We start from the raw sequence: 5,173 nt of genomic DNA, 5'->3' as shown, positions 1-5,173 counted from the left end.
TGATAACTGGTCACTGATAACTGATAACTGATCACTGATAACTGATAACTGATAACTGATAACTGATAACTGATAACTGATAACTGAAAAAGGTGGGAATTACCCACCTTAAACTTGATTTTTGCTGAATTGTTCTAGCGACTGCTACGATCTTGATCCAAGACGCTGACGGGGAAATTATTATAACCAACGTGATGTTTGCTGGTTTTTTGAATTTCTTCTTTAATTTGATCTAGATCAACATAGCGATCGGCTACATTAATTAAACTATCACTGGTCATCGATCGCAAACTAACCACTTCCACTCGCGCACCACGGTAACTGACGGAATCGGCAGCATAGGCCAAATCCCCATCACCACTGACAATTACTGCGGTATCATAGGAACCCACTAGAGCCATTAAATCCACGGCAATTTCCACGTCAAGATTGGCTTTTTTGGAACCATCGGGCAATTGTACTAGATCTTTAGCGATGACTCGATAACCGTTGCGACGCATCCAGAGGAGGAATCCCTGCTGTTTTTCGTTAGTGCGATCAACTCCAGTATAAAAGAAGGCGCGCAAGAGACGAGAACCGGCAGTTAAACGACAAAGTAATTTGGTGTAGTCAATTTCGATACCTAATTGCAGAGCCGCATAAAATAAATTAGAACCATCGATGAAAATCGCCACACGACCGCGATTTTCTAGCACTTGTTCGGGGGTGAAGACTGGGGCCGTGTCATAATCATCAAACATTTTATTTTTCCTCGTTTGTTAAAAGTTTAGTGTTGATTGTTTGCCAGTTGTATCCGAAAGGACAACAGACCTTAAAAAATAGAGTTATTAAAAAATTCCTTTAGGAATCGTTTAACGGCAGTTCTAGTTTAGAAAAGATCGGTTCAGGTGTTCCTAGTTGTGGATTTGTGGGTAATCCCCATTGACAGTGTTGGGAAAAAGAGACACCATCAGGGGGGTCTTCCCCATCCTCCGACCTGAAAGTATTAAAATCAATAACAAAACCTAGTTGTTGATAAATTTTACTGCTCAAGGTCGGTATTATCGGTGAGAGTAGGTAGGCAGAGAGTCTTACTGATTCCAAAACTGCGTAGAGGACTTGTTCTACTGCTGCCTGTTGTTTCTGTTTAAATAAACTCCAGGGCGCACTCTCATCGATAAACTTGTTACTAGCGCGAATTAACGCCAATATTTCCTCACAGGCTTGATTAAATTGTAGCGCATCATACTTCTGTTCAACAATGACCCCTAGATTGATCCCCATATTCTTAAGACGATTATCGTTCGGGATATCTACGCCAGTCAACTGGGGGGGGATATTTTGGCAGTATTTTTTAACCATGCCTAGGGTGCGATTGAGGAGGTTGCCTAAATCGTTGGCTAAATCCGCGTTAAGAATATTAACAAATCTGGTTTCCTGAAAATCGCCATCCTGTCCTAATTCAATCTCTTTAACGAAATAGTAACGGACGGCATCGGCCCCGTAGCGATCAACCAAATCGAAGGGATCGAGGGTATTACCGAGACTTTTGCCCATTTTCCGCCCGTCTTTGGTCAAAAAGCCGTGGCCGAATACTCTTTTGGGCAAGGGTAAACCCGCCGACATTAGCATAGCTGGCCAATAAATGGCATGGAATCTTAATATATCTTTACCGATCAGATGCAGATCGATCGGCCACCATTTGGCCAAGGCATTTTCTAGGGTGGGTTCGTCTTCGGGGTCGAGAAGGGCGGTAACATAGCCAAGAAGGGCATCAAACCAAACGTAGATGGTATGCTGACCATCGTGGGGAATGGGAAACCCCCAAGCGACATTAACCCTAGAGATGGAGAAGTCCTGTAGTCCTTGGTTGACGAAGTTGAGAACCTCATTACGTCGGCTTTCCGGTTGAATAAAATCGGGTTGTTCTTGGTAAAATTGTTCTAGTTGTGCCTGATACTTAGAGAGACGGAAAAAATAGTTTTCCTCATCGCGCCATTCGGCGGCCAGATTAGTATGAATGGGACAACAGCCATTATCTAACAGTTCTCTTTTTTCCTTAAATTCTTCACAGGCGACGCAATACCAACCCTGTTGGCGATCGAGATAGATATCGCCCTTTTCCCAGACTCTTTCAAAAAATTCGTTAACAATTGCCTGATGACGGGGGGCAGTGGTGCGACTAAAGCGATCATACTGGATCTGTAGCTTTGCCCAGAGATGGGCAAAACTGGTGGCAATGCGATCGCAGTGTTCCTGGGGATTGAGTCCTTTGGCCGCCGCAGTCCGTTCGATTTTCTGTCCGTGTTCGTCGGTTCCTGTAATTAGGAGGACAGAATTGCCCTGTAACCGCTGCCATCGTGCCATAACATCCGCTACGATCGTTGTGTAAGCACTGCCGATGTGAGGGATATCGTTGACATAATAAAGAGGTGTTGTTAAAGCAAATGTTTTTCGCTCATTTAAATCATTCATGAAATTTATTTTTTTAAATAGACGAGGCTGCCCCGAGGCTGATCCGTAGATGATTGGGACATAATCCCTATATTTTATGATCCTCTAATTCTGTTTTATCCTTTAGTTGTGATCTAAGTCAATAAAAACAATCTTAAGGCCGATTTTTTTTTTCCATGAAGCTGCTTACCCCCCTATCCACCTCTCGTTTAATTCTTGATACCACGCGCACGAGTCTGTTTACCGTCGGTCAAGAAAATCTACCCGGCCAAGGAGTGGCGATCGTGGTAAGTAACCATCGTAGCTTTTTGGACGCGCCGATCTTAATTCAAGCTTTGGGCAAAACTCTCCCGATCGCCTGTCATCACTACATGGGAAAAACGCCGCTTTTGCGGGAATTAATCGGAGAATTGGGCTGTTTTCCCTTTGATACCCCCGAAAAGCGCCACCGGACTTTTTTTCGGCAAGCAACGGATTTTTTACAGTCCGGACGATGGATCGGTTTATTTCCAGAAGGTGGATCGCCGATGTTAAATTTGACTGCTCCTCGTCAAATTAGCCGTTTTCAGAGCGGATTTGCCCATTTAGCCCTGCGTTGTCCCGTGGAGAATTTATTTGTCTTACCTGTGGCTATTCTCTCCGAGTCGGAAACTGTTATTAGTCCTTTTCCCGTGCGTTTGCTGCGCTGGTTAGATACCACGGAACCTTTGTTTGATCAAGATGGTTGGCATCCCGTTGTATTTTATCATCGTGTCAAGGTGGCGATCGGTCGTCCCTATGGAATTACTGAAAGCGATCGCTCAGATTATCAAGGTAAACAAGGAAAAAAAGCCCTTAATCGTTTAATTGGTCATTGCCAGTCGGAAATTGGCGATTTATTGCTGAAAGGGTAAGTCAGGAGGCAGTCGGCAGCTTTTTTCTTCCCACTTCCTAACTCATAATTGATACTGGAGTGATTTGTTATAAGTAGGGAGACACAATTATTTGTAGGATGGGTTAGCAGTAGCCTAACATGATCGGGCGTTGGGTTTCATGCTTCAACCGTTCGGCAAAAGCTCACGGCCGAAGCCCAACCTTGAATGATATTATCAGTCTAACTATCGGTCGGGTGCAGTGATTGGTTAGACAGATGGACTTTAGATGAAGTTTATGGAGATTTCCACTCTCCTTCTGGGATCATGGCTGTAATCATGATGTTACGCAATGTTCCAGTAGGTAAATCTCTCCCTTGATGGTAAGGTACGATAACTTGAGTATCTTGATCCCTACCACGCCATTTTCTATGACTACCCTTCTGAGAGATCAGTTCAAAGTTATACTTGCGTAATATGCGCTCAACCTCGTCAGCATTCATTCTCCTGAGTCGAGTCATCCCACCATAACCTCACGGATTACTGCTCCTGGTAGAAGGTCGATAGCATCAGGTTGTAAATAAAGCTCGATCGCTTCGCGTATATTATTGAGAGCTTCCTCTTGTGTAATACCGGCAGATGTGCATCCGGGCAGTTCCGGACACCAAATTGCCCATTCGTTTGTATCGGGATCGGGTTCAAGTATCACTCGCCATTTCATAGGGACTAAATCCTTAGAGAACTACCCAAGATGATAACAGATGGACTCCACAAGCATAATCAATGCTCAAGTCCGGGATGACTCGATAGTGGTTCACGTTGAAAAAGCTCCCAATTCCATATCTTCGTTAGAAAGGCTTTGCTGCCATTTTAATTCACTTTCAATATCTTCTAGCAATTGATAATTCATAATTGATCATTCACTTTGGTTGATACTCCTTTTTCTTATTGCGCTAATATTCTGACTAGCTCTGCTTTCTTCATCTTGCTTAAACCAACAATTCCTTTTTCTTTGGCTAGAGTCTTTAATTCGGAAACAGTCTTGAGTTTGAGAGTTTCTTCTGAAAACTCCTCAATCACTGCATCTTGTTGAGATTGAGGAGTGAGATAAAAGACAGTTTTGAGTAAATCTAATCCCTTCCCTTTTGTAATTCCACACTTGAGGGCAACAATTGAATCTAAACTCTTCCAGAATTGACGGGGAGCCTCATCAATCCTAGCAGTAGCAGTAGCTAATTTAACTGTTTTTAGGGGGCTATTCGGTTGTTCAATTAAGAACTGTAAAGCAGATTTAATTTCTTCTCTTGAAGCTGTTGACAGATTTAGTTTTGGGGTTTCTTCTCTTGCCAAAACTCTGGATATATTCCTAGCATCTTCTGTTCCATCGGCAATAATACACCAAATTCTTTCTAGTCCAGCCCTTTCAGCCACAGCATAAACAAATGAGTTGCCGATAACTTCATAGCGATCCTCTGATAGTTCTTTGACGATTACAGGCAGCCAGTTGCGTCCACTTGTCTGCTGCAATAGTTTAGCAGTAGCTTCAATTAAAAAACTATCAGCATCGGTCCCATTGGTAATTTCTATTTCATCTAAGTAGAGATACTTTAAAGTACCAATATCGGTATATTCCATCATTGTAAAAAATACTCCTTTGCTAAGTCTTTGTAGTAGTCATAAACGGAACGATGTTTATAAACGGCTGGCACGCGCTCAAAAGCAGCACTGGCTATAATAGCGTATTCTGGCAGGTGATGAATATGTAAATTTTTAGGCTCTTCGGGAATTGTTATGCAAATAATTAACTTAAAATAAAATTCGATGAGAGCAACTACGCTCAAAAGTAGCTGAAATTCATACAGGGAAAGACTTAAGGCACAAACAGGTTA

General features: G+C 42.7%; 6 protein-coding genes and 1 pseudogene. 1 reads left to right on the top strand and 6 read right to left on the bottom strand.

Annotated elements, in window-relative coordinates; translation table 11 throughout:
* Nucleotides 1–134: 134 nt before the first annotated feature.
* Complete coding sequence (locus PX636_RS09815) at nucleotides 135–740, bottom strand: LabA-like NYN domain-containing protein (RefSeq protein WP_002739868.1); 606 nt, start codon at nucleotides 738–740, stop codon at nucleotides 135–137.
* A 100-nt stretch (nucleotides 741–840) separates the two neighbouring features.
* Nucleotides 841–2,454: a methionine--tRNA ligase gene (gene metG, locus PX636_RS09810; RefSeq protein ID WP_288116966.1), complete on the bottom strand. Its 1,614-nt coding sequence runs from the start codon at nucleotides 2,452–2,454 to the stop codon at nucleotides 841–843.
* A gap of 155 nt (nucleotides 2,455–2,609) precedes the next feature.
* On the opposite strand from metG, the gene PX636_RS09805 reads away from it, so the two are divergent.
* Nucleotides 2,610–3,326: a lysophospholipid acyltransferase family protein gene (locus PX636_RS09805; protein WP_272076167.1), complete on the top strand. Its 717-nt coding sequence runs from the start codon at nucleotides 2,610–2,612 to the stop codon at nucleotides 3,324–3,326.
* 254 nt (nucleotides 3,327–3,580) lie between these two features.
* Here the strand turns inward: PX636_RS09805 and PX636_RS09800 are convergent, their stop codons facing one another.
* The 4 genes and pseudogenes from PX636_RS09800 to PX636_RS09785 all read right to left on the bottom strand — a co-directional run.
* Entirely contained in the window at nucleotides 3,581–3,787 is a 207-nt protein-coding gene (locus PX636_RS09800) for a type II toxin-antitoxin system HicA family toxin (protein WP_012266944.1), read from the bottom strand.
* Nucleotides 3,788–3,801: 14 nt separating this feature from the next.
* The gene (locus PX636_RS09795; protein WP_002776494.1) at nucleotides 3,802–4,005 is read right to left on the bottom strand and encodes a type II toxin-antitoxin system HicB family antitoxin; all 204 of its coding nucleotides are present in this window, start codon (nucleotides 4,003–4,005) and stop codon (nucleotides 3,802–3,804) included.
* A 224-nt stretch (nucleotides 4,006–4,229) separates the two neighbouring features.
* The gene (locus PX636_RS09790; RefSeq protein ID WP_002783545.1) at nucleotides 4,230–4,922 is read right to left on the bottom strand and encodes a Rho termination factor N-terminal domain-containing protein; all 693 of its coding nucleotides are present in this window, start codon (nucleotides 4,920–4,922) and stop codon (nucleotides 4,230–4,232) included.
* Nucleotides 4,919–5,056 (bottom strand): annotated as a pseudogene (locus PX636_RS09785) (ParA family protein); the annotation flags it as partial. The pseudogene PX636_RS09785 and the gene PX636_RS09790, both read right to left, overlap by 4 nt.
* Between the last annotated feature and the right edge of the window lie 117 nt (nucleotides 5,057–5,173).

Origin of the sequence: Microcystis sp. M53598_WE2, assembly GCF_030067735.1 — a bacterium.
In the GTDB taxonomy this organism is placed as follows: Bacteria; Cyanobacteriota; Cyanobacteriia; order Cyanobacteriales; family Microcystaceae; genus Microcystis; species Microcystis aeruginosa.
Note: the sequence above shows the minus strand (reverse complement) of the source record. Positions and strands in the feature narration are given on the sequence as shown.

Coding starts and splice junctions, on each gene's coding strand:
- PX636_RS09790 (WP_002783545.1), bottom strand. CDS start 4,922: ATGATGGAATATACCGATATTGGTACTTTAAAGTATCTCTACTTAGAT.
- PX636_RS09815 (WP_002739868.1), bottom strand. CDS start 740: ATGTTTGATGATTATGACACGGCCCCAGTCTTCACCCCCGAACAAGTG.
- PX636_RS09795 (WP_002776494.1), bottom strand. CDS start 4,005: ATGAAATGGCGAGTGATACTTGAACCCGATCCCGATACAAACGAATGG.
- metG (WP_288116966.1), bottom strand. CDS start 2,454: ATGAATGATTTAAATGAGCGAAAAACATTTGCTTTAACAACACCTCTT.
- PX636_RS09805 (WP_272076167.1), top strand. CDS start 2,610: ATGAAGCTGCTTACCCCCCTATCCACCTCTCGTTTAATTCTTGATACC.
- PX636_RS09800 (WP_012266944.1), bottom strand. CDS start 3,787: ATGAATGCTGACGAGGTTGAGCGCATATTACGCAAGTATAACTTTGAA.